The 26,312-nt window shown below is 49.5% G+C and carries 23 protein-coding genes and 1 other annotated feature; of the genes, 13 read left to right on the plus strand and 10 right to left on the minus strand.

Annotation, left to right across the window (positions count from 1 at the left end):
- From A7K91_RS03510 to A7K91_RS03525, 4 genes are read left to right on the plus strand one after another with little or no spacing between them, the layout of a single operon-like run.
- On the plus strand, positions 1–2,571 hold the full coding sequence (locus A7K91_RS03510) for a DUF5696 domain-containing protein (RefSeq protein WP_245697213.1): 2,571 nt from the start codon (positions 1–3) through the stop codon (positions 2,569–2,571).
- Entirely contained in the window at positions 2,568–3,470 is a 903-nt protein-coding gene (locus tag A7K91_RS03515) for a carbohydrate ABC transporter permease (protein ID WP_068679721.1), read from the plus strand. The genes A7K91_RS03510 and A7K91_RS03515 overlap by 4 nt, the downstream gene beginning before the upstream one ends.
- 25 nt (positions 3,471–3,495) lie before the next feature.
- On the plus strand, positions 3,496–4,500 hold the full coding sequence (locus A7K91_RS03520; RefSeq protein ID WP_211274503.1) for a carbohydrate ABC transporter permease: 1,005 nt from the start codon (positions 3,496–3,498) through the stop codon (positions 4,498–4,500).
- 47 nt (positions 4,501–4,547) lie between these two features.
- Positions 4,548–5,564, plus strand: a complete 1,017-nt coding sequence (locus A7K91_RS03525; protein ID WP_245697214.1) for a glycoside hydrolase family 113 — start codon at positions 4,548–4,550, stop codon at positions 5,562–5,564.
- Positions 5,565–5,689: 125 nt separating this feature from the next.
- Here the strand turns inward: A7K91_RS03525 and A7K91_RS03530 are convergent, their stop codons facing one another.
- On the minus strand, positions 5,690–5,983 hold the full coding sequence (locus A7K91_RS03530) for a type II toxin-antitoxin system RelE/ParE family toxin (RefSeq protein WP_068679723.1): 294 nt from the start codon (positions 5,981–5,983) through the stop codon (positions 5,690–5,692).
- Positions 5,984–6,364, minus strand: coding sequence for an AbrB/MazE/SpoVT family DNA-binding domain-containing protein (locus A7K91_RS03535; protein WP_082967208.1), 381 nt, complete (start codon positions 6,362–6,364; stop codon positions 5,984–5,986).
- A gap of 361 nt (positions 6,365–6,725) precedes the next feature.
- Between A7K91_RS03535 and A7K91_RS03540 the strand changes: the two genes are divergently transcribed.
- A complete protein-coding gene (locus tag A7K91_RS03540; RefSeq protein WP_082967209.1) occupies positions 6,726–7,337 on the plus strand; it encodes an RNA polymerase sigma factor in 612 nt (203 codons plus the stop codon).
- Complete coding sequence (locus tag A7K91_RS03545) at positions 7,276–8,229, plus strand: hypothetical protein (protein ID WP_156739292.1); 954 nt, start codon at positions 7,276–7,278, stop codon at positions 8,227–8,229. The genes A7K91_RS03540 and A7K91_RS03545 overlap by 62 nt, the downstream gene beginning before the upstream one ends.
- A 128-nt stretch (positions 8,230–8,357) precedes the next feature.
- Here A7K91_RS03545 and araA read toward each other — a convergent pair whose 3' ends face one another.
- The 3 genes from araA to A7K91_RS03560 all read right to left on the minus strand — a co-directional run bounded on the left by araA (position 8,358) and on the right by A7K91_RS03560 (position 12,371).
- Positions 8,358–9,782: an L-arabinose isomerase gene (araA, locus tag A7K91_RS03550; RefSeq protein WP_068679727.1), complete on the minus strand. Its 1,425-nt coding sequence runs from the start codon at positions 9,780–9,782 to the stop codon at positions 8,358–8,360.
- Positions 9,783–10,060: 278 nt separating this feature from the next.
- Complete coding sequence (locus A7K91_RS03555; protein WP_068679729.1) at positions 10,061–10,756, minus strand: L-ribulose-5-phosphate 4-epimerase; 696 nt, start codon at positions 10,754–10,756, stop codon at positions 10,061–10,063.
- A 1-nt stretch (position 10,757) separates the two neighbouring features.
- Entirely contained in the window at positions 10,758–12,371 is a 1,614-nt protein-coding gene (locus A7K91_RS03560) for a xylulokinase (protein WP_068679731.1), read from the minus strand.
- Between the two features lie 329 nt (positions 12,372–12,700).
- Between A7K91_RS03560 and A7K91_RS03565 the strand changes: the two genes are divergently transcribed.
- Positions 12,701–13,786: a GntR family transcriptional regulator gene (locus tag A7K91_RS03565; protein WP_068679733.1), complete on the plus strand. Its 1,086-nt coding sequence runs from the start codon at positions 12,701–12,703 to the stop codon at positions 13,784–13,786.
- A 91-nt stretch (positions 13,787–13,877) separates the two neighbouring features.
- Here A7K91_RS03565 and metG read toward each other — a convergent pair whose 3' ends face one another.
- Together metG and A7K91_RS03575 are read right to left on the minus strand one after the other, a co-directional pair.
- Positions 13,878–15,521 (minus strand): methionine--tRNA ligase, encoded by a 1,644-nt coding sequence (gene metG / locus A7K91_RS03570; RefSeq protein WP_068679735.1) that lies wholly within the window; start codon positions 15,519–15,521, stop codon positions 13,878–13,880.
- Positions 15,522–15,565: 44 nt separating this feature from the next.
- Positions 15,566–15,828 (minus strand) — a binding site (T-box leader).
- 58 nt (positions 15,829–15,886) lie between these two features.
- A complete protein-coding gene (locus A7K91_RS03575) occupies positions 15,887–16,102 on the minus strand; it encodes a hypothetical protein (RefSeq protein ID WP_068679737.1) in 216 nt (71 codons plus the stop codon).
- Between the two features lie 326 nt (positions 16,103–16,428).
- Between A7K91_RS03575 and A7K91_RS03580 the strand changes: the two genes are divergently transcribed.
- From A7K91_RS03580 to A7K91_RS03590, 3 genes are all read left to right on the plus strand, one after another.
- Positions 16,429–16,770: a zinc ribbon domain-containing protein YjdM gene (locus A7K91_RS03580; RefSeq protein ID WP_068679739.1), complete on the plus strand. Its 342-nt coding sequence runs from the start codon at positions 16,429–16,431 to the stop codon at positions 16,768–16,770.
- Between the two features lie 106 nt (positions 16,771–16,876).
- A complete protein-coding gene (locus A7K91_RS03585; protein WP_068679741.1) occupies positions 16,877–17,062 on the plus strand; it encodes a hypothetical protein in 186 nt (61 codons plus the stop codon).
- 117 nt (positions 17,063–17,179) lie between these two features.
- Positions 17,180–19,465: a S41 family peptidase gene (locus A7K91_RS03590; protein WP_156739294.1), complete on the plus strand. Its 2,286-nt coding sequence runs from the start codon at positions 17,180–17,182 to the stop codon at positions 19,463–19,465.
- A 55-nt stretch (positions 19,466–19,520) separates the two neighbouring features.
- Here A7K91_RS03590 and A7K91_RS03595 read toward each other — a convergent pair whose 3' ends face one another.
- The 3 genes from A7K91_RS03595 to pepT all read right to left on the minus strand — a co-directional run bounded on the left by A7K91_RS03595 (position 19,521) and on the right by pepT (position 23,162).
- Complete coding sequence (locus A7K91_RS03595; protein WP_245697222.1) at positions 19,521–20,228, minus strand: Na-translocating system protein MpsC family protein; 708 nt, start codon at positions 20,226–20,228, stop codon at positions 19,521–19,523.
- A 225-nt stretch (positions 20,229–20,453) separates the two neighbouring features.
- Positions 20,454–21,632, minus strand: coding sequence for an ATP-binding protein (locus A7K91_RS03600; RefSeq protein ID WP_068679745.1), 1,179 nt, complete (start codon positions 21,630–21,632; stop codon positions 20,454–20,456).
- Between the two features lie 291 nt (positions 21,633–21,923).
- Positions 21,924–23,162, minus strand: coding sequence for a peptidase T (pepT, locus tag A7K91_RS03605; protein WP_245697224.1), 1,239 nt, complete (start codon positions 23,160–23,162; stop codon positions 21,924–21,926).
- A gap of 290 nt (positions 23,163–23,452) precedes the next feature.
- Between pepT and A7K91_RS03610 the strand changes: the two genes are divergently transcribed.
- From A7K91_RS03610 to A7K91_RS03620, 3 genes are all read left to right on the plus strand, one after another.
- Complete coding sequence (locus A7K91_RS03610) at positions 23,453–24,508, plus strand: agmatine deiminase family protein (RefSeq protein WP_068679748.1); 1,056 nt, start codon at positions 23,453–23,455, stop codon at positions 24,506–24,508.
- Positions 24,505–25,383 (plus strand): N-carbamoylputrescine amidase, encoded by an 879-nt coding sequence (gene aguB, locus A7K91_RS03615; RefSeq protein ID WP_068679749.1) that lies wholly within the window; start codon positions 24,505–24,507, stop codon positions 25,381–25,383. Before A7K91_RS03610 ends, aguB begins: the two co-directional genes overlap by 4 nt.
- Before the next feature lie 323 nt (positions 25,384–25,706).
- On the plus strand, positions 25,707–26,282 hold the full coding sequence (locus tag A7K91_RS03620; protein WP_068679750.1) for a YkoP family protein: 576 nt from the start codon (positions 25,707–25,709) through the stop codon (positions 26,280–26,282).
- Positions 26,283–26,312 lie beyond the last annotated feature (30 nt).

The raw sequence follows: 26,312 nt of genomic DNA on the forward strand, positions 1-26,312 counted from the left end.
TTGAAGGCATCGACTAAATGGTATATAGGAATGGCCTGCATTCTGGCCGCGGGCATCTTGTCGTTATGGATTTATTTTGCCAATCGCGGCGTTCCGGCCATAGCTATAGGGGCGTATCAGCAGCAGGCATTGGGGCCTGCCCAAGGGGCGGAGCTTGCGTTGAAGGAGGCTTCCGGCGTTCCGGGCATGAAGCTGGCCGCCGAAAACGGCGAGCGTGGGCTTTATTTGAACCCGGAAACGGCGGAGTTCGCCGTATTGGTGAAGGAGAGCGGACAAATCTGGTACAGCAATCCCGCAAACCTTGATGAGGACACCATCGCATCGCCCTTTGAAAAAGAAAATCTGGCATCGCAGCTTTCCATTACATTCCGCGATACGATGGGCAAGCTGGACACCTTCAACAGCTTTACTCAAGGCGTAAGCAAAAACCAATTCCGGCTGGAGAGTCTGGACAATGGGTTCCGCGTTGTTTATACGCTTGGCGATATGTCGATAGGCATTGATGCTTTGCCGCGGCTGATTAGCAAGGCACGGATGGATGAGGTCGTGCTTGGCAAGCTGGATGAAGCCGGCGCCAAATATGTCAGCACGAGGTATTATCCTCTTGCCAATAATCCCGATGTGCTGGAGCGGCTGGATACGGCGGTATCCCGCGAGCTGGTGCTGAAGCGGATGCTGGACTATTTCCAGCAGGCCGGTTATGGCGAGGAGGAGCTTGCCTTCGACAATGAGGAAAACGGAATCGGCGGCGGAGCGGCCGGAGACAAGCCGAATTTCACAGTATCGCTGCATGTGCAGCTGGATGAGGACGGATTGCTTGTATCTGTGCCCGCAGGAGACATTCAGGAGGCGGAGGGCTACCGTATCCGAATGCTGAATCTGCTTCCTCAATTCGGGGCGGCGGGCCAAAACGAAACCGGCTATATGCTGGTTCCCGATGGAACGGGCAGCCTGATTTATTTGAACAATGGCAAGACCCGGCAGGAGGTTTACGCGCAGCGGATTTACGGGGAGGACGAAAATGACAACAGTCGCCGCAGAGGCCAGGTTGCCCAAAGCGCGAGGCTTCCGGTATTCGGTCTCAAGTCGGGAGACGCCGCATGGTATGCCGCCGTGGAAAAGGGCGATGCCATCGCAACGGTTCAGGCCGATATCAGCGGCCGCAACAATGCCTACAATAATTTGTTTGCCAGCTTTGCCCTTCGCGGCGAGGATGAGCTTGAGCTATATAAGGGAAGCACGGTGGAGGAAATTCAAATGTTGTCCGAGCGGCGCTATGAAGGCGAAATCTCCGTTCGGTACAGCTTCCTGTCGGGCGATAAGGCGGATTATTCCGGCATGGCGGCCAATTATCGGGAACGGCTGACTCAGCAAGGCGTCTTGACGCCGCTTCAGGCAGATGGCGATTTTCCGCTGTTTGTCAGCATATTGGGAGCGATCGACAAGCGCAAAACGGTGCTTGGCGTCCCTTATAAAGGGTTGGTGCCGATGACAACCTTTAGCGAGGCTGAAGGCATAGCGGAGCGGTTGAACGGGGATGGCATTACCAATATTCAAATGCGCTATCTGGGCTGGTTCAATGAAGGGCTGAACCATACAGCGCCTAACAAGGTTAAGGTTGAGAACAGGCTAGGCGGCTCTTCCGGGCTTAAGGCGCTGTCGGAGCAGCTGGACTCAACAGGCGGCAAGCTTTATCCCGATGTGGCGTTCCAGCATGTGTATCGGGAAAAGGGCAGGTTCGCTCCGGCGGCGGATGCCGCGCGCTACATTACCCGCGAGCAGGCAGTCCGGACCCCTTACAACCGGGCCTTTAATACGATGGATCTGGACTTGGGGACCTATTACCTGCTGTCTCCCGCGAAGCTGCCTTTTTACGCAGAGCAGTTTATAAAAGGCTATAACAGACTGGGGCAGGAGGGTGTTGCCCTTCGCGATCTCGGCGATCTGCTCCATGCGGATTACCGGAACAAACGCGTCGTCTTCCGCGAAACGGCCAAATTCATTGTCCAGGAACAGCTGGCGGCCTTTAGGGAGCAATATGACGATGTGTTGCTTACGGGCGGCAATGGATATGCATTGCCATACGCCAGCGCTATCGTCAATGCTCCAACTACGGACAGCAGCTTTAATATAACGGATGAAGCTGTGCCATTTTACCAAATGGTGCTTCACGGTTATATCGATTATGCCGGAGAGCCTGCCAATCTGGGAGGCGAGCAGGATGACAAAATCCAGCTTCTCAGGGCAATCGAGCTTGGCTCTGCGCTGCACTTTTTCTGGTCGGAGGCCTCCTCCAGCGAGTTGAAGTTTACGCCATACGACGTTATGTATGCAACGGAAGCTTCCGCTTGGCATGACATTGCAACGGCAATGTACAAGGAAGCAAACGAGGCGTTGTCCGGCTTGCGAAGCGTGCCTATGCTGAAGCATACCCGCCATAGCGAGGATGTTGCCCAAATGAAATATGAAAATGGTGTTTCGTTATACGTTAATTATTCCGATCAGCCTGTTACAGTAAATGGCGTACGGATTGAAGCTAAAAACTTTGCGGTGGACGGTGAGGGCCAATGAACGTTAAAAAAATGACTTTAATGCAAAAGCGCGCGCTGGTTGGCCTCTCTTTTGTTCTGCCGTGGCTGCTTGGGTTTATCTTTCTGTTTGCTACGCCGCTGCTGCAGTCGGTCCAGTTCAGCATGAGCAAGCTGAGCGTTGCGCCGGGGGGATATTCCCTGGACTTTATCGGGCTCGAAAACTTCAAGCAGGCGCTTTATGTCGACGCCAACTTTAACCGGATTTTGACGGAGTCGGTTGCCACCATGGTATGGAATGTGCCGATGATTCTATTCTTCAGCTTGTTTTCCGCCGTGATGCTGAATCAGCATTTCAAGGGGCGGACAGCCGCCCGCGCCATCTTCTTCCTGCCGGTTATTCTGGCTTCCGGAGCTATCGCATCGGCTGAAACGGCCGGGCTGATCAGCATGACGGGCAGCTCGGAGGTAGCGAAGGAGCTGGGCCAGATGCAGAGCGGCTTTGATACGATGGGGCTGGTCATGATGCTGGATAGCACTGGTTTCCCGGAATGGTTTATTGATTACATCGTGGACGGTACGGTTCGTATTTATGAAATTATCCGCAGCTCCGGCGTTCAAATCCTCATCTTTTTGGCGGCCCTGCAATCGGTGCCGCCAGCCATGTACGAGGTGGCCAAGATGGAGGGAGCAACTGGCTACGAATCGTTCTGGAAAATTACGTTTCCGATGGTCAGCCCGCTCATTCTGACGAATATCATCTATACCATTATTGATTCGTTCACTAATAGTCCCGTCACGCAGACCATTTACGAAACGGCCTTCAGCTCGCAGGATTTTGGATTAAGCGCCGCGATGTCCTGGCTGTACACGCTTGTTGTCGCCATCGTGCTGGTTGTGATCGGAGTGCTGGTTTCCAGAAAGGTATTCTATTACAACTGACGGCGATGGGAAGGAGGGGAAGCGTATGGATATCGGTAAAAGCATGAAAAGTAACGAGATGTTTGTCTACAAGCTGAACAAAACGCGGAACAAGGCCGTGGATTGGCTCTGGAAGCTGGTGCTGTATATGCTGGTTTCGGGCATATCCTTTGTTATTCTTTATCCGCTGTTCAGACGGGTGTCGATGGCTTTTAAGGACCCGAGCGATATTTATAACCCTACTATTTATATGGTTCCGGTTCATTTTACGCTGGATAATTTGAAGCATGCGATGGAGGTCATGAATTATTTCCCGATTCTGGGCAACACGCTGGTGTTTGTTGCGGCCATGACGCTGCTGCAGGCAGGCTCCTGCGCGCTTGCGGGCTACGGCTTCGCCAGATACGTGTTTCCGGGCAGCAACCTGCTGTTTATGCTGGTTGTCCTGACGATTCTGATTCCTGTCAACACGCTGATGGTGCCAATGTATCTGCATTTCCGCAATTTTGACGTGCTGAATATCTTGTCGCTGTTTACCGGCAAGGATGGCGTAAACCTGCTGAATACCTATTGGCCGTTCGTTATTACTTCGGCTACCGCCAACGGGCTTAAGTCCGGGCTGTACATTTATATTTTCCGGCAGTTTTTTAAAGGGCTGCCCAAGGAAATTGAAGAGGCGGCGCTAATTGACGGAGCGGGCTTCTACAAAACGTTTCTTCGCATTATGATGCCTAATGCCATTCCGGCCATCATGACGGTTATGCTGTTTGCGTTTGTGTGGCAATACAATGACACGTTTTATTCATCGCTGTTTATGAGCGGCGGGGATTTAATCTCGATCAAAATCGCTTCGCTGCCGGCGGATGTCAACCAGTTCCTGCCCGGAATTTTGGGTCTTGGCTCCAATGCGGAGATGCGGGCCGATCCCAATCATGTGGCGATGATTGTAGATACAGGCATTTTGCTGGCTATCGCGCCGCTGATCCTGATGTATCTGTTTGTCCAGCGTTATTTTGTGGAAAGCGTGGAGCGGACGGGGGTTGTCGGCTAACGGCCGGCTATCCCTGATCCCGAAATTTTGTTTTGAAAGGGGATGATATGATGACACAAAGCCTTAATGCGGAAAGAGTGTTTTTCAAAGGAATGACCTATGGTTGGGGGGCAAGCAGGGGCGAATACAGGCAGCCTTATGCTATGGATTCCTTGAATAAGCTGATGGAAACGGGAAGCGAATGGATTGCGCTTTCCTTCTGGACTTACCAGGAGAATGTCTATTCCACGGCGATTTCATTCGATTACAGCTATACGATGACGGATCGGGATATTGCCCATGCTGTTAGAGAAGCCAAGGCGAAGGGGCTTAAGGTATGCCTCAAGCCGGTAGTCAATTCCAAGGACGGCATATGGCGTGCGCATATTGGCTTCCCCGGCGATGAGCAGGCTGTTCCTTATTGGGATGCCTGGTTTCAATCCTACAGCAGCTTTATCAGCCATTATGCAGAACTGGCGGAGGAGCTGGGCTGCGAAATGTTTTGCGTCGGCTGCGAAATGGTGGGGACGGAAGGGCAATCCGGCTATTGGCGCAAGCTGATTCAGCAAGTGCGTACGCTGTACAGCGGCCCTATCATTTATAATGCCAATCACGGGAAGGAGCATGGGGCGGATTGGTTTGATGAGGTGGATTATATCGGCATCAGCGCTTATTACCCGGTTGGCAAACGCCCGGGAGACAGCATGGAGTCCATGCTGGAGGGATGGGAGAGCCAAAAGCCAAAGCTGGCCGCTTTATCGCAAGCATTCGGCAAGCCGATTGTGTTTATGGAAATCGGTTGCCGTAGCGCGTTCGGCTGCTCCACAATGCCATGGGACTTCACGCATGTAGAGCTCCCTTACCATGAAGAGGAGCAGGCCAATTTCTATGAGTCGGCGCTGCGGGCGTTTTGGAACGAGCCGTGGTTTTCGGGATTTTTCTGGTGGGACTGGAGTGTCAAGCTGTATGCTCCCGAGGAGGCGCCTGTTAACCGGGGTTTTGATATCTACGGAAAAAAAGCGGGAGAGGTGCTTCAAAGCTATTACCGTGGAAAAGAAACCTCAATCCAGATTAGCCCAATATGAACGGCAAAAGACATCCCGGGACTATTTGTCCGACGGGGTGTTTTTGCGTTTGTCCAGGCCTGTGCGATCGCGATTGGTACAGTCTCTTTTTAATGTACTTTAGCTTCCCGGGCTCTGAGCCGTTTTCATTTTAAATAACGCTTCAATTCGTCATAAAAGTTTTCACGGGAACCGGCAAGAATAACGACAATCACTTCACCTTCAACATTTTCTTCTAACCTGTAGGCAATTTCATAATTGTTCCCTTGATAAAAGACATCATACCCGTATAATCCTTGCAGATCTCCACTTTTTGGGGAGCCGACACCAGGGTCGTGCCGAATGGCTTCAATGGCCTCTAAGTATCGCATTTTAAGCGGTTTCTCCACGAGTTTCTTAAAATAGCGCACGGCAGGCGGAAGATACGTAACGGGCAGCATCTAATCGTCCATTACATCGCCAAACAGCTCTTGCGTTTGGTCGTCGTTGTCCCGTTGTTGGGCGGCTTTATGGGATTCGTGGATTAAATGCTGCACAGCTTCACGTAGCCCCGTTTGTTTTTCTCGGAACTTGGCTAGCAATTCATCGCCCTGATAACCCTCTTTGATCAAATCTGCCAGAATGAGATCAGCATATTGATCGCTGTTTGTATGCTCTTTAACGGGGCGAATGAGAATATATTGATCCTTCACCGAAAATTCAACTTCATTTTGAATCCCGACTTGTTCAAAAAATTTCTGTGGTATAGTAATTTGACGTTTTCCAGATACGCGTCCGCGTTTCCATTCCATAGCCAACACATCCTTATGGTCCATTACCATAGCTTAGCCCTCCTTATCTTCTTTTATTCATGGAAAACAAGAATCCTTGATTCCTATATTCTTTGATATTATTGTACTCCAAAGAAAAGAAATCGTGAAGGGTACATTTGCGGGCAACCGTCTCACTACATGCTGGCGAGGTGCTTCAAAGCTATTACCGTGGAAAAGGAACCTCAATCCAGATTAGCCCAATATGAATAGCAAAAGACACCCCTGGACTATTTGTCCGACGGGGTGTCTTTTGCGTTTGCCCAGACTCGTGTTACAGTACATGGAATTGCTTTATTCCGTAAAATCTCTTGCCGGGGTGTCACAATAGGGGCAAGCTGCTTCGTAGTAAAGGGTAAAGGAGGGAACACAGTTGACTGACTCGGAAATGCGTCAAGTCCTGGCTGACGTATTGAATGGCGATGTTGAGGCATTCAGCCGCATTGTTCAGGTCTATCAGCGGCCAATCTATCATTATTGCTATCATATGTTGTCCAGTAGAAGCGAGGCTGAGGATTGTGCACAGGAGGTTTTCCTCAAGCTGTTTCGCAGTCTGAGGCACTATGATACGGGGAAGCCCTTGGAAGCCTGGCTATACAAAATCGCCTATCATCAATGCGTGGACAGTCTTCGCAGGCGAAAGCTGACCCGCTACCTCCCCTTTTTCTACCAGAGGGATGATGATAATTGTCATGTGGAACGCGAGATCGAATCGACGTATTTCAATGAAGAAGTGCATAAAGCGATGTCGAGGCTTTCGCCAGAAGAACGAAATCTATTGATTTTGCGGTGTGTCGAGGACAAGAGCTATGACGAGCTCGCATTGATTATGAACAAAAATGCGGCGGCTTTGCGGAAAAGGTACGAACGTGCGGCAGTGAAGTTCCGCGGCTATTATCGTGAAGCGAAAGGAGACGTCAGCCATGACAATGGGAAAAGAGGATCAGGATCTGAGAAGGCTGTTCCAAAGAGAACGCCCACCTGAGATCGATCTGTCCGTGAAGGTCATGAAAAAACTCAAAACCGAACAACAGGATAAGGGGAGATTGTATATGAAGCATAAAGTGAAACTTTTGGTGGCAGCCGGCATGCTGGTTGCTGTATCGTCAGCATTTGGAGCCTCGCATTGGTTATCGTTGAAGGATAGTAAAGGGAATGTGGTCTATGAGGAAAAAGCGATGCATGAGACGCCATCAATGGTGACCCCGGCATCCGACTTGAATTGGATGGGCAGAGTCAATGCCATATGGGACAATGAGCTTAAGGCAGGAGAGGCTGGCATTATCTATGTTGAGGCCGATAACCCGGAACAGAAACTGGAGCTGCGCTTCAATCCCTTTGAGTTGAACGACGCCGCTGCATTTCAGGAAAAATTAGGCCATCCCGAGCTCAATATTCCGGCTTCGCTAGAGGGTGGATACAGCTTTAAGAGAGGGACAATCCACTTTGGTCCAGCGATTGATCTACAAGTGTTGTCACAGGAAGAGAAGCACAACATGGCTCAAGAGCTGAGGGAGCAGGCGGAGCAATCTGGCAAGGATTATGCCATCAAGCCTGTTGAGTTTACCGATGAATTCTGGAATGCCAAGAGCGTTTATGCCAAAGGAGAGGAAGAGGTTTCCTTGCTTGTTCTTAACCTGGGTGATGGAAAAAATACGGCGTCATGGGAAGAGACGATTCAGATGACCAAGACGCAGCTGCAGGAGAACGGCAAGGATGCGATATTAACCCAATATGCCGACAGTGCGCGGATGGAGCTTGTATGGATCGTGGAGGACCCGTACAAACGCGGTAATTACCAATTTAGTCTGGAAAGCAATAGCGATGATATCGACGCGGAGGAGCTGAAGCTCATCTGGAAGGCGCTTCTGCAGTAAACCTATTCCACGCTTCTGCGGTTATGAAATTCCGAATGGTTTAATAAAGACGACGCGGCCCCACTCGCTCCGCGTCGTCTCTTTTTTAAGACGTTTTTGTCTTTAGTATGGAAGCTCAGCTTCTCTACTTATTTGATAACAACGTAATCCAGTTTTACGAGCTTGGCGTACGTAATGATCTGGTCTGTTGTCAGGTTCAGGGAAACGACGGTATGGTGGCCTCCGCCATTTTCAATCCAGGCTTTAACTCCATCCTGGAAATTAGGTTTAACTTGCCACAATACGCGGGCTACCGGCAGATTAGGAGCCGGAACCGTTGGTTCAAAAGCTGTAACCTCGTTAATCAGCAGCTTGTAATGAGTGCCAAAATCGGCCATGGATACAACAACGCCTTCGCCAGCTTTGCCGTCGAATACAAGACGGGCCGGATCTTCGCGATCGCCAATGCCAAGCGGGGAAACAAGAACCTTTGGTTTGTTGCTTGCCAAGCTTGGATCAACCTCAAGCATATGGGATTGCAGAATAGCTTCTTGGCCTTCGGCCAGCTCGTACGTGTAGTCTTCCATAAAGCCGGTGTTCTGATTGTGGCTCATTACTTTCAGCAGGCGGTCCAGAGCGGCTGTTTTCCAGTCGCCTTCACCCGCAAAGCCGTAGCCTTGCGCCATGAGGCGTTGAACGGCAAGACCCGGAAGCTGCTTCATGCCGTGCAGATCCTCGAAGTTCGAAGTAAAGGCGTTGTAGCCGCCTTTATCCAGAAACTTTTTCAATGCGATTTCATAGCTTGCTTGTACCTTTACGCTGGCTTCCCAGGCTTCCTTGCTGTACGTGCCATAATCGAAGTCATACAGCTCCGCGTATTCCGCAAACAAAGCGTCAACTTCCTCTGCCGTAACCGCGTTAACGTATTCAACAAGATCACCGATGCCGAAGTAGTCGACGGTCCAGCCGAATTGAATTTGAGCTTCTACCTTGTCGCCTTCTGTAACGCCAACGTTGCGCATGTTGTCGCCAAAGCGCGCTACCTTGATGTTGAAGCTTTCGTTATAGGCAACCGCAACGTCCATCCAGTCAGCAATTTGCTTTTGAACCTCAGCGCGCTCCCAATACCCGACAACGACCTTGTTTTGCTTTTGCAGGCGGGCATTGATAAAGCCGTATTCACGGTCGCCGTGAGCGGCCTGGTTCAGGTTCATGAAGTCCATGTCGATCGTTGCCCAAGGTATGCTTTCATTATATTGAGTAGCCAGATGCAGCAGCGGCTTTTGCAGAAGCTTGGTGCCGCGAATCCACATTTTGGCCGGGGAGAAGGTGTGCATCCATGTAATAACGCCGGCAACCTCGTCGCGATAGTTGACTTCCTTCATGACGGAAGTAATTTTATCCGCGCTTACTGCCAGGTCTTGAAGCACAAGCGGATACGGCAATACGCCGCTTTTGTTCAAGGCGTCGGTCATAGCCTGCGCATGCGCCTTTACTTCTGCGAGCGCTTCTTCTCCGTACAAATGCTGCGAGCCTACGACAAACCAAAATTCTTTAACGATTGCTGTTGACATGTTTCATCCTCTTTTCTGTGGGTTGTTATAAGTTCAACTAAAGAGTGTTGGCAGGGTTCCAGGCCGCCGCGTGAAAGTTCCCTCCGATCGCAGTTGTTTCCGGATTCCCCTTAATTAATTGGTTTTGATTGTTGGAATCCGGAAACACAAGCGAGCGCTTGAAACGTTCTGAAAGAACGTCGCATCGTAAGCCTATGCTTTTCTCCAGAACCATCCACACTCTGGCCTGCTTTCTGCCGATTTTTTAGTTGAACGGATATAGGGCTTATATAGGGATATTATTTTTGGCCGTAATAAGCGTTTTTTCCGTGCTTGCGCAGGTAGTGTTTATCCAGTATGTTTTGCGGGAGCTCTTCGGCAAAGCTGTTGAGCTGGCGGGAGAACAGGTTCATTTTACAAACCTCTTCCAATACTACGCTGTTAACAACGGCCGATTTGGCGTCCTTGCCCCAGGTGAATGGCGCATGGCCCTTCAGGAGAACGCCGGGAACTGCCATAACGTCAATATTTCGCTGCTTGAAGGTTTCAATGATGACGTTTCCGGTTTCCGCCTCATAGCCGCGGTCGATTTCCTCCTGGTTCAGGAAACGCGTGCAAGGCACGGACCCGTAAAAGGTATCCGCATGAGTTGTTCCCATAACCGGGACATCCAGACCGGCCTGAGCCCAAATGGTTGCCCATGTAGAATGCGTGTGCACAATGCCGCCAATTTCCTCATAATGCTTATAAAGCACCGCATGGGTCGCCGTATCGGAGGAAGGTCTGAGATCGCCTTCTACAACGTTGCCGTCGAAATCAACAACAACCATATCGCTTGGCTTCATTTTGTCATAGCTGACGCCGCTTGGCTTGATAACGAACAAGCTGCTTTCGCGGTCAACCGCGCTGACATTGCCCCATGTATATTTCACAAGACCATGCTTGGGCAATTCCAGATTGGCCTCATATACTTCTTCCTTCAGTTTCTCCAGCATTTTAATTCCTCCAGTTCTCAACCAGATGATCAACAGCCGCTTGCTCAATCGCAAGTCCCTTCACATAACGCTCCATAAAGAGCTCAAACCCTGCAACGTCGGCGCTGTCCGGCTTGATCTCCACGCCTTCGGCATCCTTGAACACGTTGTTCTCCAGATAATCCGCAAGCGTTTCTCCGTTGCTGCGGTTCCTTGCATAAGCGGCCAAAATCGCCATGCCCCAAGCTCCGCCTTCACCCGCTGTCGACATAACGGAAACAGGAACGTTCAGCGCGGCTGCAACCATTTTTTGACCAACCACCGGTGTTTTGAATAACCCGCCATGAGCCAAAATGCTGTCGATCGCAACGTTTTCCTTAGTCGTTAAAATATCCATGCCAAGCTTCAGCGCGGCAAAAGCCGTAAACAGATGGCTCCGCATGAAATTGGCCAGATTAAACCGGCTTTCCGGCGAGCGGACAAACAACGGGCGTCCTTTATCGATGCCGGTAATGTTTTCGCCCGAGAAGTAGCCGTAGCTTAGCAGGCCGCCGCCATCGGCATCTGCCTCCAGCGCTTTGTTGAACAAAACGCTGAATAGCTGTTCGGAATCGGTTTTTTGCCCCATCGCTTCGTAAAACTCCCGGAACAAGCCTACCCAGGCGTTAATGTCGCTGGAGCAGTTGTTGGCGTGAACCATTCCTACAGGACTGCCGTCCGGCGTAGTCACCATATCAATTTCCGGATAAACGGACGTTAAATCCCTCTCTAGTACAATCATGGCAAATACTGAGGTTCCAACGGAGATGTTGCCCGTCCGCTTTTTCACGCTGTTTGTTGCGACCATCCCGGTTCCGGCGTCACCCTCTGGAGGACACAACGGAATGCCCGCCTGCAGGCTGCCTGACGGGTCAAGAATAGCGGCGCCGGCTTCGGTCAACACGCCTGCTTGTTCGCCTGCTCCGTAAACCTTGGGCAAAATATCGGCAAGCTTCCAGGGATATCCCTTCGAGGCCACAAGCTCGTCAAATTGCCCGATCATCGCCGCGTTGTAATTTTGCGCTGCTTCGTCGATCGGGAACATGCCTGAAGCATCGCCGATGCCAAGAGCCTTGTTGCCGGTCAGCAGCCAGTGAATGTAACCCGCCAGCGTTGTAAAGGACTGAATTTGGGGCACATGCTGTTCTTCATTTAAGATGGCCTGATACAAATGGGCGATGCTCCATCGTTCAGGAACGTTGAATTGGAATAAATCAGTCAATGCCTTGGCGGCTTGGCCGGTTGTGGCGTTGCGCCAGGTGCGGAACGGCACCAGCAGCTCGCCCTTGCCGTCAAACGCCATATATCCGTGCATCATTGCGGAAAAGCCGATGGAGCCGATCTTTTGCAGACTAACGCCATATTTTTGTTCCGCTTCCTGCCTCATTTCGCTATAAGCATCTTGCAGACCCTTGATGATGTCCGTCAAGCTGTATGTCCAATACCCGTCTTCCAAAAGGTTTTCCCACTCATAACTGCCCGATGCAATGGTCTCGAAGCGAGAATCAATTAGGACAGCTTTAATACGCGTTGACCCAAACTCAATGCCAAGCGAGGTTGCTCCACTCTCGATGTCTAGCTTGATCTTCTGATCCATGGACACGCTGCTCCCTTCCCTACCAACTATTTTTACCGCATAAAAATGAATGACTGTAAGAAGGCGCTTCCTTTATTTCAGCCCTAGTATATTTTTTGTTCGTACATTTGTCAATAAGGATGAGGAAATGTATTTACAAATTGCAGCGAGGAAAAGTTTGTCCTTGTCTTGTAATATGGAACAGGATGCATAATAATAGGACCATAAACATCTTAAAAGATGTACATACAAATTTCAGGCATCTGCCGATTTGTATAAGGTTTAGCGGAACGGGCGGAATCAGCCCTTGTATGAGATGTATTGGACATTTGCGAAAGAAGTGAACATAGATGAAGCCCAAATACCAGATCATTCTTGAGGATATCAAAAGCGATATTTTGTCGGGAGTATACAGCGTAGGCGTACAAATTCCAACGGAATCCGCCCTGCAGGACAAATACCAGGTTAGCCGCCAAACGGTGCGAAAAGCAATTCTGGAGCTTTCCAACGAAGGCTTTTTAAGAAGCGAAAAAGGCTCCGGCACCTACGTCAGCAATCAATACCGGGCCAAGCCGGGCGGCAGCCCCAACAACCGGACGATCGGCGTTATTACGACGTATCTATCGGATTATATTTTTCCTTCCATTATACGCGGTATCGAAGGGCGGCTGAATGAGGATAATTATTCCTTGCTGCTGGCCAGCACCAATAACGATGTTGCACAGGAAAAAAAAGCGCTGGAAATGATGCTTTCCTATGGCGTAGACGGCTTGATTGTGGAGCCGACAAAAAGCAATTTGTACAATCCCAACATCGCGTATTATCTGTCATTCAAGGAGCAAGAGGTTCCTTTTGCCATGATTAACGCTTATTATGAGGAGCTCGAGGTGCCTTTTTTCTGTCTCGACGATGTTCAGTCCAGCTATCTTGCCACCAGGGAGCTGATCAAAAACGGGCACACCCGCATTGGCATTATTGCTAAAATGGACGATTTGCAGGGTAAATACCGGATGAAGGGCTACATCAAAGCGCTGGGAGAAGCAAAATTAAGCTTTCACCCGGAGCTGGTGCTGGCATTTGATACCGAAACCAAGCAGGAGCTTTCCGTGAGCCTGAAGACATTCCTGAGCGAAAACCGCAATGGATTAACGGCTATTGTATGCTATAACGACGAGGTCGGGCTTGAGGTTGTGAATGTGTGCAGAGGGCTTGAGCTATCCGTTCCAGATGATCTCTCCATCATCGGCCAGGACAACTCGTATATTGCCAAAAACGCTAATATCAAGCTGACCACCTTGACCCATCCCCAGGAGCAGATGGGCCGCGACGCAGCCGACTACGTCATTAAAAAGCTGCAAGGAAAAAAGGATTTGAAGGAAAATACCTATTATCAGCCCGTTCTGATCGAAGGCGAAACCGTCAAAAAAGTCCGTTAGAAATTGGGGATGCTTGGGCCCCGTATTCATGCAACATGCATGACCGGGGCACGCCGTTTTTCCTCTTTCCACTCATCGAATCCTCGTTACCTTAACCCTCCCTCTGTATCTCCAAACGGCTTGTTTCTTCTTCAATTTTGCAGGGATCAATTCGCTCAAACAATAGCTCCAGTTGACCTATGCGGGTGCCGGACGGTACTGAAACAAACTGCCAGGCAGGCTGGCCGAGCGCGAGGAACGATCTTATTTTGTCGCAGGAAAAAGGAACAAATGGCTGGAGCAGATTTGCCAGGTTAGCTATTAGCTGCACACAGCAATACAGCGTAACTCCACATTCCTCGCGATTGTTTTTGATTTGTACCCACGGCTTTTGCTCGTCAAAATATTTGTTGGCTTGGCGAATGTAGACAAAAATCAGCTCAAGCGCTTCCTTGAGACGGCCCTTCTCAAGGAGTGCTCCGGCTTTTTGATACAAGTCCATTGTTGCGTCTACCCAGTCTTCGCCAAGGTTTCCCGCAGGAATATTTCCTTCAAACGATTTGTTGATAAACGCCAAGGTCCGGTTGACAAAGTTGCCAAATGCGCCAAGCAGCTCTCCATTGTGGCTGTTAATAAACTCTCTCCATGAAAAATCGGCATCCCGTTTCTCGGGCCCGTTGGCTATCAGGAAATAACGGATGGAATCAGGCTGGTAACGCTCCAGAATATCGGGGACCCAAACGGCCCAGTTGCGGCTTGTCGAAAACTTTTTCCCCTCCAGCGTCATGTATTCGCATGAAAGGATAACGTCCGGCAAATGCAGATTTCCAGTTCCCATGAGCAAGGCCGGCCAGATGAGCGTGTGGAACGGGATATTGTCTTTGCCATGCACATAATAAGCCGTTAGCTTCTGCCCCTTATCCAGCCAAAATGGCTCCCACCCTTCTCCTGTCTCTGCCGCCCATTGCTTGCTCGCAGATAAATATCCACAGACGGCTTCGATCCAGACGTAAATTTTTTTATCGTGAAAGCCTTCAACGGGGACCTCTACGCCCCAAGGCAAATCTCTGGTTGCAGCACGATCCTGCAGTCCCTCCTCCAAATATCGCCTGGTTAGCTGGATGGCATTTTCCTTCCACCCCTGTTTTTTGTCGGAATATTCAATTAATTTATTCTGAAATTGAGACAACGCCAGGTAAAAATGCTCTGTTGGGGAATCCGTTGGAGGATTACCGCAAATGGCACAGGTTTTCTCCAGCAAATCCGACGGGTCCAGCAATGTAGAGCAGAAGTCGCATTGATCGCCCCGGGCCCGGCTGCCGCAGACGGGACAAATGCCTTCAACGTACCGGTCTGGCAAAGGAATACGATCATTTTCGCAATACGTTTGCTGCACTGTTTTTTTGTACAAATGCCCGTTCTCCAGCAGCTTCAAAAATAGGCTTTGCACCTCATGATGGTGAAAGGGCTGATCAGTGCGTGTGTATAGATCATAAGTAAATCCCAGACGATTGAAGCAATGCAGGAATTCGTGATGATATCGCTCCGCTATTGCTTCCGGCTCCACCCCCTCCTGCCGTGCTTGAACGGCGACGGGCGTGCCATGACAATCGCTGCCCGAAACATATAACACAGCGTCGCCCTTTGCCCGGAAATATCTCGCGACTACATCCCCGGGCAATAAGCTCGCCAGACGCCCCAGATGCAAGGAACCATTGGCATACGGCCATGCGCCGCCTATAAAGACATTAGACATAAAATCCCTCCTCTTTTTTTGGAAAACAAAAAAACCCTCAATCCCAAAGGGACGAGAGTTGCGCTCACGTGGTACCACCCAATTTCAAAAATGCCTTGCGGCATTAGCCTCTTCAGGTACGACGCGGTTTGCGTTTATACCCTAGCACAGTAACGGATGCGGGTTCCGGCGCGGCCTACAACCACATGGGGCTTCGGTGCGCAGCTCTGAGACCATATTCCCTCGGTTATTCTTTACTCCTTTTCAGCTACCGGAGCTCTCTGTAAAAAGACTTCGCCAAGGTACTCTTTCTCTTCGCAGCTTTTCAATATTATCCAAGTTATTAAGGATTTTACTTTGTCATTTCTCTAAAGTCAAGCGAAACATTATTTCTTTTTTAACTGGAAAAATTCGCAATTTTTTCGGTTGTGATAAGACAAGTCGCTGACGCTGGATTGCGTAACGACCGTGTTGTCATCAAAGCGCAGAATAATCGAGCTGGCGTCAACGATATGATTATCCTGGAAGACGCGAACCCGGAAGCCGCGCTGAAGCGCCTCCTCGAAATCGGCGTCGGTTATTAAACGGTATTGAAGGGACATGGGTATCTCCTTTTCGGGGTTATACCAAATTATAACCACCCTATCCAAGGGAATGTCAAATGCCAAGGCGGAAGTGGCAGGTTTATATGGTACAATAAGCCACGTCGAGGAAAATGTTCAAAAGTAAAATGAAAGTTCGAAAAGTTCGCTTTTCAGTACCGAGAAGATGGCAAGAAGCTAGAAATCGAGGAGCGGAGCTTAGTGGAAGCTAAGTGAGTACCGGAGATTTCGGCTGAATGTCATATTCGACGCTGGCCATGCCGCTAGGCATGTTACGTAATGGAAAGTGGGCTTTTTGAACAACCTATTAAAGGAGAGATTGTGTAATGTCTAGTTTGCCTAATTGCCCATCCTGTCAGTCGCAGTATACCTACGAGGATGGAAATTTGTATGTTTGTCCGGAGTGCGCCCACGAATGGAGCGCGCAAGGCGATGAGGAGCCAGGCTCCACGGAGGAAGTAGTGAAGGATGCCAATGGCAATGTGCTGCAGGATGGAGATAGTGTTTCCATTGTAAAGGATCTGAAAGTAAAAGGAAGCTCCTCTGTTCTGAAAATCGGAACGAAGGTTAAAAATATCAGACTGGTGGATGGCGATCATAATATCGACTGCAAAATCGACGGTTTTGGAGCCATGAAATTGAAATCGGAGTTTGTGAAAAAGATTTAGCATTGCCCGTGTTCAACATTTCGTAACAATCAAGTGAAAAAAATCACAATATCCTCCTTGCTTTCGTGGTATGATAAAGACAACAAAAGAACAAGGAGTGAGTGACATGAGAACAGCTGAAACTTATGTAACCCAAAACATGATGCAATTTTGCTACACCTGCGATGACGCCGGTTTTTGCGAAACGGAAGAAGCTTGCAGAACCTGCTGGACCGATAACGGCGTATGGAATGTTGCTGATGAAGCGGGCGCCCAGGAAACCATAAATCTGCTGCATGCTTATTACGAGTAACCCATGATTGTATCTAACAGGAAAGACCCCACCTAAACGGACAATAGTGCAAGAGCCTTCGAAGGGCCGGCATATTGTCCGTTTTTTGTTGCGCGCAAAAAGGATGAAAGTCAACGCTTGTCGAATACATATCCGTACAAGGTTTATACAACATTTGGGTTTACAGGAAACGGGGTCGACAACTTGAACGTATGGAGAAAAATATCACTTGCCATAGGAGTGATTTGTTGCATATTGCTGTTCAGCGCCTGTGCAAATCGTTTGCTTGACGGTGAGGAGAGCAGCTCCAGAAGGGCTATCGAATCGTATAATCAAAAGGGCTTCGATTTAATGGAGGAAGGTCATATTGAAGAGGCCATTGCCCAGTTCGAAAAGGCTATTGATGCGATATATAAAGCAAAGCCTGAGTTTAAAGAGCTTAGCTCTCCCATCAAATCATCGGAGGCATATGATTCTCCCTTTAATAATATTAGCTGGGCTTATCATGATTTAGGAGATTACGACAAAAGTCTGGAGTATATAGAGATTGCCCTTTTGCTGCTGCCTAATACCGATGCGGAATATATTAATAAAGGAAATTCTTTATACGGTCTGTCGCGTTACGACGAGGCGATGGAGCAATACGAAAATGCGCTCAAGTATAATAAAGACAGCATTTATGCGCATTATGGCAAGGGGATGCTTCATTATGACCGGAGCGAATACCGTGAAGCGCTGCAATCCTTTAATGCGTTTTTGAAACAGGATGAAAGCGATTATGACGCGATGGAAATGAAGGTTTATTCCCATATCGCGCTGGGGGAATCCTCCAAGGCGCTGGACTACGCCGAGCATATCATAAGCAAATATTCAGATGACTACCATGTATATCTTCTGAAAGCGATTGTGCTTGGAGAGCAGGGTGATTTCGAGGCTTCCAGCCAATTTCTACAGGAGACGAAAGCCAAATTCCCCGATAATCCGGATGTGCTGGATATGCTGGGTGAATTTTATGCCGATTACGGACAAACCGATGAGGCTGTTTCTATTTTTCGCGATAAGCTGAAGGATAATCCGGGGGACGCCGATGCATATTGGTGGCTAATGAGCGTTTATGAAGGCAGTGGAGAATATGATAAGGCTAAAGCGATCTATGAGGAAGCGATAAACGCCGTTGACAATAAAGCGATGATTCATGAAAGAATGGGCGATACTGCCTACAACTTCAGTTATTACCTGGAAGCTGCCGACTATTACGGGCTTGCAGTTAAGGAGCTGCCGGAGAAGCCGCTCCATTATATGCAGCAGCTGTCTTCGTTGTACAGCGCCAGTCGTAATGCCCGTTGCGCTGAGCTGGGTCAGAAAGCCAGATCCTTGTTTCCGGATCACTCCGACATTGCCTGGTACAGCGGATTATGCAAGGTGGAGCTGGGCGAATATGAGGATGCCATCCAGGATTTGCTCGCAGCAGCGGAAAACGATCCCGAATCGTCGGAAGCCTGGGCGCAGCTTGCATATGCCAACCTTTTATTTGGAGACGAGGACAAAGCCAATGAATACAGCGAACGCAGCCTTGAGCTATACAGCGGCAATTATACGGCGGAAATGGTCAAGGAGTCTCTTAAGGAAAAAGACAAGCCGATCGGCGCGCAGATTAAAGCATTTTTTGAGGATAACTATCTCTATCTGGATGCGGTGGAGGCTTCCAGGGGGCTGCTGTCGGAGCTGGATCAGCCTGACATTTCCCTGAAGGAAATCGCGGAGCGGTTCGAAAAAGCCAAGAAAAAAGGCGATCAGTTTTCCTTTTTTATTTATGGGGATGATTACGATCAATTGGGCTATTATGAGGAAAATGATTTGGAGCTGAGGGAGGAAGGCTCTATGGTGTACATTCGGATACCGACCTTCCATATGAGGACGGATGATGCTTTTATTGACATCATTGACCGGATCGAGGAGCCGGAGAGCAAAAGCCTGGTGCTGGATTTGCGGGGCAACGGGGGAGGCATAGCGCAAAGCGCCAATATTATGCTGGATGCGCTGCTGCCCGATTATGTAACCAGCATGATGATTTACCGCAACGGTCAAACGGAAAATTTTTATTCCGACCCTTCGTATACCGCATTCCAGCATATTTATATTCTGGTTGATGAAAACTCTGCCTCTGCCTCGGAGCTGCTTACGCTTGGCCTTAAATCCTACTTAAGCAACGTTACGATTGTGGGGCGCGACACTTACGGAAAAGGCGTCGGGCAATATGTATTCGATGATCCGGTTCATAAGGTGCTGCTGTACGTGGTTAACTTTTATTGGAACGTCAAGCAGGAGAACATAAACGATACGGGCATCAAACCCGACATTTACGTCAAAGGAAACAGCCTGGAGGCGTTTATGAAGCCGGTCCGGGACAGAATAAAGCCATAAATCAGGAACTATTGAAAAGAGGGCGCCCGAAAGCTTAGACTTTCGGGCGCCCTCTTTATTTGGGATTTAAAATAAAAACGATGACACTCTTATCGCGTTCCATATTCCAATCGACAAAGACGTCCATAATTTTTGTATCCAAAGCCTGTTCGATAGCACGGTTGTCCCGCAAATGCATTTTTTCCAGATGATTAACTGCTTGTCTCAATTGATCCTCGTCTCCGAGACGAATTAATTCTTTGCTGAGATCAATCATGCCGCCTGAGCGGACAACGACAAGGGTCCTTTTATTAATGATGCGGGAATATATATGCTCCGGCTTCTTCTGAATACGCTGGCTCATCCGGAGAATCTCGCGCTCCAGTCCTTCTTTCCCCTCGAACCTATCTTGCCATTGCTCCAAAGCTGCGGATTCTTCCAATTGACGCCCTACCAAAATGCCGGAGTGGTTATGCAGTTCCCAATCATAATAAAATTCCAGGTCGTTCATGCCTGTCAACGGATGCAAATATGCTTTGATCTCGGGAATCAGCGAGGACATGACCATGTCCCTTGTTTGTTCAATCGTGCGGGTTTGCCCTTGATTAAGAAGTATTTTTTCCGTTGGCGTCAAAAAATTGCGCAAATAAACAACAATGACTGGCCGTTCCACGCTTACATAAATGGATTGCGGCCCTTTCCCGAATGCATCCCGAAGCATTTTCCCAAGGTGGCTTGCTATTTCATTCTGGAAATAGTTTTCATTCATATTCAGTACATTCATCCTCTTTCCTGCAACAAAAAAAGCCTAAATAAAAGTTTGCTCAGCAACTTTTATCCAGGCTTATGTCCAGCGCTGTCTCTGGTTCATCTCGGCCAACTCAATCCTTATTGCAATCACTAGGTATCTGTCGATTTGCGGGCCTCCCCCGCATGGAATAGATAAAGGCAAGAGCGTCAAATCTGCTGCCCACATTCATTTTAATAAGTTTGGTCTTATTTGGCAAGGTTAAAGGTTTGGAGGCTTGATATATTCCTGCAGGAATTGCTGCAAAGTCATGCGGGAGGAAGCGTCGCTGCGGGATACTAATCGCTGCTCTATCAAAACATCCATCAACTCCGGGCGTATTCCCGTCAAGGTGACTGTATATTCCCGACGAGCCGCTTGCTCCATAATTGCGGATAAAAGAAGAAGCGCAGCTTCAGTCAAGCAGTCAATAGAGGTTAAATCGACGATAAGCCGCTTAAGCTCCATATTTTGCAGTTCGCAAAGCCAATAATCACGAGCTTTGTGGTCAGGAGGCAGCGCCATATTCCAGGTAAGCGGGAGCAGACCCACTTGGTCAAGCAACGGGATGACGGGAAATGGATTATTTTGCTGACCAAGCTCTGCACTACGGGAGGTGCGTCTCTTATTGTCCTCTCTGCCAAGCTTCGACTGATCGGGACGAACCGCCTCCTTTACGGACTTCACAAATCCTCTATGCTGCTTTTCACTATCCCATAACGGAAGATGCAGAAGAAAATCAGTCCCCACGTCCAGCTCGCTTCTAACCCGAATAAATCCTCCGTGCTCATATATGGTTGTGAACACCTGAGTTAATCCGATACCGGTGCCGTCCACCTTGGACGTATAAAATGGCGTCCCCAGCAAGTCGAGTTTATCCACTGGAATGCCGCACCCGGAATCCGAAATTGAAACGATTACATGATTGCTGGCACGAGTATGCGTTAGGGTAATAACTCCGTCATCCGGAATGGCCTCAAATGCATTTTTCAGGAGGTTGAACAGAGCTTTTTTCAGCGGATTCCTTTTTCCGTATATTCTGGCATCCGTATCCCAAAACTGCTTATGTACAGAAACTTGATAGAACCGTTCCTGGAAAAGATGAAGCACAGAGTCCAGCTCGGAGCAAAGGTCAATGATGTCGAACGGCTCGTTTTCTAAATCCGGCTTGGAGACATGCAATAAATTTTCAATGGTAGAAATGGCATTCTCCAATTCGGTAAAGGCATAATCCAGATATTTGTGCGGAGCTTCCTGCCTGAGCAGCTGGAGAAAGCCTTTTACAACCGTAAGCGGATTTTTGACTTCATGGGCTATGCCTGCGGCAATTTGGCCAACGGATGCCAGCCTGTCCAGCCGATGATCGGATTCCGTAACGCCGCTATCATTTGGCAAGGTCAATCATTGGACCTCCCTTCTTGTCGGGGCACAAAAAAAGCCTGAATAAAAGCAGCGGTTGGCTAGCTTTTATCCAGGCGTATGACCAGCGCTATCTCTGGTTCATCTCTACCCTCGTATGTTGAAGCTTTGGGGCGTTGGACGCCGGTCGGCTGCAATGTTTAGTACAAGACACGGTAATGGCAAAAGCGTCAAATCTCTTGCCCTTTTTTATTGTACTCATACAGGGGGAAGTCATCAACTGATTTGACGTAATTTAATCCCATTTTGTCGGCTGCTTTTTTGCGGCGCGGCTCAGGCCTTGGCCTCGTACAACGAAATGATTTCCAGAATGGTGCGTACGGCCAGTTCCATGTTATCGACGGATATAAACTCGTAGCGGCCATGATAGTTTTCGCCGCCCGTAAAGATGTTGGGAGTCGGCAGTCCTTTGAAGGACAGCTGCGAGCCGTCCGTGCCGCCGCGGATAGGCTGAATCAGCGGCTTGATGCCCAGGTTTTCCATCGCTTCCTGGGCGATGTCGACGATATGTTTTACGGGAGCTATTTTTTCACCCATATTGTAGTAGCGATCCTTCAGCTCCAGCTTGATGCGGTCCGTTCCGTACTTTTCGCCTAGCTCGGCAACAATGGATTGGAAAAATTGTTTGCGGGCCTGGAAGCTTTCTTTGTCGAAATCGCGGATCAAATAGCTGAGCTTGGCGTTTTCCACATCCCCTTGAAACAGGTTTAAGTGGTAGAAGCCTTCATAGCCCTCGGTATGCTCCGGGGCCTCCGCCGCAGGCAGCTTGGCATGAAGCTCCATCGCTATTTTGGAGGCGTTGATCATTTTATTTTTGGCCGTGCCGGGATGAACGTTTTTGCCCTGAATGTCAATATTGGCGGAAGCGGCGTTAAAGCTTTCATACTGAAGCTCGCCTAGCGGCCCTCCGTCCATCGTATACGCGTATTTGGCGCCTAATGCTTCCACATCGAACTTATGCGCTCCCCGTCCGATTTCCTCGTCGGGATTAAAGGCAACGCGAATTTTTCCGTGCTTCAGCTCGGGATGCTGGATCAGATAAGCCATAGCCGTCATAATTTCGGTAATGCCGGCTTTATCGTCTGCGCCAAGCAATGTTGTGCCGTCTGTTGTAAGGAGCGTGTGCCCCTTGTAGCCGGGGAGCGCCGGAAATTCCGCAGGGGAAAGAACGATGCCAAGCTCCTTGTTCAAAATGATGTCTCCGCCGTCATAGCTGTCATGCTGCTGCGGGTTGACGTTTGCACCCGTCATGTCCGTTGCCGTATCCAGATGGGCAAGGAACGCAATAACCGGAACGTCTTTATCCGTATTGGAGGGCAATGTCGCCATCACATAACCGTGCTCGTCTATGGTGACCTCCTGCATGCCGATGCTTTTGAGCTCATCCACCAGCATCAGGGCAAGCTTCATTTGTCCCGGGGTGGAAGGACAGCTTTCAATGCTTTCATTGGACTGCGTATCCACCTTGGCATAGGTTACAAAGCGGTTGATTAATTCCTGTTTGAATGTCACGTACATCCATCTCCTCAAATTTTCCTTTTCAACGCTCTACTTGTAGTATTGTTGGTCCTTTCTATTATAATACAACCTGTGCGGGGCGAGCGAAAGGAAACGCGGCAGCACGGCAAAGCGCAAATGACTTAGCCGCAGTATATGCCATATTTCGGGTGCTTCGCTCTTTCGTAAAATGCTGTAAACCGGATTGTGGGCGGCGTTGCTTTAGTATATGATAGTAGGGGTGCAGCGGGGGTATGAGGCCTGCTGGCACGGACTACAAGGCGCGCAAGGGGACAAGATAATCAATGACGCAAAAAATCGACAATTATACAATGCCTGCGGAATGGACGCCGCATGAGCGTACTTTTATATCCTGGCCGGTACAGGAGTCCATGGTTTATCCGGAATTTTATCAGCAAGTAAGCGAGGGATACGGGGAGCTGATTACGGCGATTGCGGAGTTCGAGCCGGTTACGGTTATCGTTAACCCCGATGACGCAGCGGCTGTGGCGAGCCGTTTCCAAGGCAATGAGCGCGTCGAGCTGCTTCCTATTGAACATAACGATGCATGGCTGCGCGATAACGGACCTACCTTCGTGATGGACGATAGTGGCCGTTTGGCGGGGATCAACTGGAAGTTTAACGCATGGGGCGGCAAATATTCGCCATGGGATCTGGACGACGCCGTAGCTCCCCGAATTTTGAAGGCGATGGGAGTGGAGCAGTTCGACGCGCCTCTGGTTATGGAGGGCGGCTCCATCCATACCGACGGCGAGGGCACGCTGCTGACGACGGAGGAGTGCTTGCTGAACGTCAACCGGAACCCGGAGCTGAGCCGCGAGGACATTGAAGCTCAGGTTAAGCATTTCCTGAATGTTGAAAACATCATTTGGCTGAAACGCGGCTTAAGCGGCGATGAAACCGACGGACATGTAGATAATGTGGCGTGCTTTGCGGCGCCGGGCAAAGTCATCCTTCAGGTTTGCAACGATCCGCAGGACGAGAACTATGCCATTACCCAGGAAAATCTAAGCATATTGCAAGAGGCGACCGATGCCAAAGGAAGAAAGCTGGACATTATTGAAATTGAGCAGCCTCCTTATACGGAATATGATGGCACGCGCTTGACGCTGAGCTATTTGAATTTTTATTTTGTAAACGGGGGCATTATCCTTCCTGTATTCGGCGGCGCGGCCGCGGAGGCCGATGCCAATGCGATTGCCGTATTATCCAAAGCATTTCCCGATCGCGTCATCCGCACCATTGACGGCATGGCCATTATTCGGGAAGGCGGAAACGTACACTGCACCACGCAGCAAATGCCTGAGGGCATCCGAAATGAAGGAGGAAGGAAATCATGAGAAAAGTAACGGTAGCGGCAACGCAAATGAGCTGCTCCTCCAATATCGAGGAAAACATCGCCAAAGCGGACAAGCTTGTACGCCAGGCTGCGGCGCAAGGCGCACAAATTATTTTGCTGCAGGAGCTGTTTGAAACCCCTTATTTCTGCCAGAAGGAAAAAGCGGATTATTACGTGTACGCAACGGAGCTTGAGGAAAACAAGGCGGTTAACCATTTCCGCGCGGTAGCCAAGGAGCTTGGCGTTGTGCTTCCGATCAGCTTTTACGAGAAGAAGAACTATGCCCGCTATAACTCGCTTGCCGTCATTGACGCCGATGGCGAGGTGCTGGGCAAATACCGCAAAAGCCATATTCCCGATGGACCGGGTTATGAAGAAAAGTTTTATTTTAACCCTGGCGATACCGGATTTAAGGTTTGGAAAACGCGTTATGCCAAAATCGGGGTAGGCGTCTGCTGGGATCAATGGTATCCGGAAGCGGCGCGCAGCATGGCGCTGATGGGGGCCGAGCTGCTGTTTTATCCTACGGCGATTGGTTCCGAGCCGCAGGACGGCTCCATCGACTCCAAGGATCATTGGCAGATGTGCATGCGCGGGCATGCCGCCTCCAATCTGATGCCGGTTGTTGCATCCAACCGCATCGGCCTTGAAAGCGACGAGGACTCCAGCATTACCTTCTACGGCTCCTCCTTTATCGCGGGTCCCCAAGGCAACAAAATAGCCGAGGCGGGCCGTGATTCCGAGGAAATTCTGGTTGCCGAATTCGATTTGGACCAGCTGGAGACGCAACGTCTGGAGTGGGGCATTTTCCGCGACCGTCGTCCCGATCTCTACGGAATTATCGCGTCGTACGACGGTGAAATCAAAATTAAATAAGGTGTAGTGTGATCGGTTGAATCGTGACCCACAAGAAGGAAGCTTTGAAAAAAGCGACCTTTTTGCGGGTCATTTTTGTTTTAAGCCCATGACGAGAGTGGAGCGAGGTCAAGGAGATGTTCAGCCTGTAGACCTAGATCGGAGCCATTCTATCAGCGGAGGTCGACTAAACCGATTTACTCTATACTTTTTGTAGGATAATCGTTCCAGCAAATTGAACGGCATGTGAAAGGCAGCGTTTTGATTAAAGACATTGGCATCCGCAGCAATCAGCTCTAACCTGTGCTGGCTAATACAAATAACAATGAAGGATGGATGAATGGATGTTGCCTCGTTTACTGAAATCTGCCATACAGGCGGCCTGGTTGGTATGGGAAAGAGGATTTGATTTTATTTCTCGTTTCCGTGGTTCACATACAGCTCACTTTGGCATTTGCAAAGTGTTGATCAAGAAGCATCAAGGAGAAAGCATCATATGTGCGGACTCCACGATTATAGTTAAAGGCGACCTTGTCGGGGAGCTCCATCTCAATAACAAAATGATTCTGACGCTGATCAAATCCGAAGGCCCGGATCGCGCGGCTCTCATGACGGCCCGGCTTACCCGAAAAGCAGTACAGCAGATCAGCGAAGCATTCACAAGCCGGCTGGAGTTTAGGGAGGTGGAGGCGTTAGTTGGTATTACCCTGCTCCATCGCGGCTTGACGCATGGTCTTGGTTTCGAGCAGCACCCCCTGAAGCCTAATCTGTTTCAACGCTTTACAACGGCATATCTGCGGTTATTGTTATCCGTCATGCACCCTGAAGGCAAAAAACGGATTGGCCGCAAGACGGAGCAGTTAATACCGATGATGCTGATTCACTCCCGTCGTTCGCTGAGTACACGTTTTATGCAATGAAAGGGGCTCCATCGAAAATGATGAGGTCAT

The sequence above is a fragment of the Paenibacillus oryzae genome (genome assembly GCF_001675045.1).
Taxonomy (GTDB): Bacteria; Bacillota; Bacilli; order Paenibacillales; family Paenibacillaceae; genus Pristimantibacillus; species Pristimantibacillus oryzae.